This is a genomic window from Actinomadura sp. NPDC048032, assembly GCF_040653175.1.
Classification (GTDB): Bacteria; Actinomycetota; Actinomycetes; order Streptosporangiales; family Streptosporangiaceae; genus Spirillospora; species Spirillospora verrucosospora.
Map to the genome: position 1 here is coordinate 1 of NZ_JBEZJP010000750.1, position 1,899 is coordinate 1,899.

The following is a 1,899-nucleotide window of genomic DNA, read 5'->3' on the forward strand; positions in this document are numbered from 1 at the left end:
GTTCCGGACGTAGCCATGGCCGGTGACCTTGCCGATGGTGACGGTTCCACCACCCGGGTTGAGGAGGCGCAGCTCCTGGATGATCTTCCCGTTGCCGCGCACCGGGCCGTCGAGCTGCTGGAGGTTGCAGTTGACGACGAAGGTGAGGTTGTCGAGCTCCTCGCGGGCGGCAAGGCCGATCGCGCCGAGCGACTCCGGCTCGCCCATCTCGCCGTCGCCGAGGAACGCCCACACGTGCGAGCGGGACGTGTCCTTGATCTTGCGGTTGTAGAGGTACCGGTTGAACCGGGCCTGGTACACCGAGTCGATCGCGGTCAGGCCCATGGACACCGTGGGGAACTCCCAGAAGTCCGGCATGAGCCGCGGGTGCGGGTAGGACGACAGGCCGCCGCCGGGGTGCGAGTGCTCCTGCCGGAACCCGTCGAGCTTCTCCTCGGGCAGCCGTCCTTCGAGGAACGCGCGCGCGTAGATGCCGGGAGCGGCGTGGCCCTGGATGAACACCTGGTCGCCGGACTCGCCGTGGTCCTTGCCGCGGAAGAAGTGGTTGAACCCGACCTCGTAGAGCGAGGCGGCGGAGGCGTAGGTCGCGATGTGGCCGCCGACGCCGAGTTCGGGGCGGTTCGCCCGCGACACCATGATCGCGGCGTTCCACCGGATGTAGGCGCGGATGCGCCGCTCCACGTGCTCGTCGCCGGGGAACCAGGGCTCCGACTCCGGCGGGATCGTGTTGATGAAGTCGGTGCTGCGCAGGCCGGGCACCCCGACCTGGAGTTCGCGCGCCCTCTCCAGGAGCCGCAGCATCACGTAGCGCGCCCTGCCGCGGCCCTCGGTCTTGATGACCGTGTCCAGCGACTCCAGCCACTCCCGGGTCTCGTCCGGGTTGATGTCGGGCAGCTGGCTCGGCAGCCCGTCGCTGATGATCGAAAAGCGTTGACGTCCGGAAGCCACGGGGTCCCCTCTGTCCTTACCGTCTGTGCAGGTCAGACCTGGGCCGCCGCGCGGGAGGCCGCCGGTCCCGGCAGACTGTTCGTCGCCTTGGTATGTGATCCATCGTCGCCGGTTATCACGGCTAACGCATCTCTACCAATCAGTAACCATCCTCCCCGGTCAGGACGGGGACCGACCCGGCCGGAACCGCCTTTTTCACTCGGCCGGGAGATTCCCTCCGGCGGAGGGCGGGGAACGTATGAGGCGGGGAGCGAACGAGCGCTCACATGCCCGGCGCGGTCCGTCCCGGCGGCGGGCCGGCGAGCTTGGGGGTGGAAGGATGAACGGAAAGACCGGAGACCGGCTTCACGTGCACGGCAACGTGGTGGGGCAGCCCGACCGGACCGGCGAGATCATCGAGGTGCGGGGCCCGGACGGCGGCCCGCCCTTCCTGGTCCGCTTCGACGACGGCCACGAGGGGCTGGTGTACCCGGGGCCCGACGCGGTCATCGAGCCGCGCGCGAAGGCGTCCCGCTAGGTGCGCGCCGCCGGCCGCGGATCCGTCCGGGCGCGGATGCGTCCGGGGCCGCGGATGGGGTAGACACGGGACCATGGAGAGCACCGTGGTCCGGGTGGCCACCGGTACCGGCGAGGCCGTGCACGACATCACGGCGGAATGCGAGCGCTTCGCCGCCTCGGCGGGCGGCGACGGGCTGCTGCACGTCTTCGGCCCGCACGCCACCGCGGGTGTGGCGATCATCGAGCTGGGCTCCGGCAGCGACGACGACCTGCTGGCGGCCCTGGGCGACCTGCTGCCCGCGGACGACCGCTGGCGGCACGCGCACGGATCGCGGGGGCACGGGCGCTCGCACGTCATGCCCGCGCTCGTGCCGCCGTTCGCGACCCTGCCGGTCGTCGCCCTGGAGCAGGCGGCTCGCGCTGGGGACGTGGCAGTCCGTGGCGCTGGTAGAC

Annotated in this window: 1 protein-coding gene and 2 pseudogenes; 2 read left to right on the plus strand and 1 reads right to left on the minus strand. The window is 71.0% G+C overall.

Annotated elements, in window-relative coordinates:
- Window positions 1-948 (minus strand): annotated as a pseudogene (locus AB0C69_RS41845) (pyruvate dehydrogenase (acetyl-transferring), homodimeric type); the annotation flags it as partial.
- A 319-nt stretch (window positions 949-1,267) separates the two neighbouring features.
- Between AB0C69_RS41845 and AB0C69_RS41850 the strand changes: the two are divergent.
- On the plus strand, window positions 1,268-1,465 hold the full coding sequence (locus AB0C69_RS41850) for a DUF1918 domain-containing protein (protein WP_185026219.1): 198 nt from the start codon (window positions 1,268-1,270) through the stop codon (window positions 1,463-1,465).
- 73 nt (window positions 1,466-1,538) lie between these two features.
- Window positions 1,539-1,899, plus strand: a pseudogene (locus AB0C69_RS41855) (YjbQ family protein); the annotation flags it as partial.

Bases quoted from the DNA above. Each gene is read 5' to 3' on its own strand.
- AB0C69_RS41850 (WP_185026219.1), top strand. From the start codon at position 1,268: ATGAACGGAAAGACCGGAGACCGGCTTCACGTGCACGGCAACGTGGTG.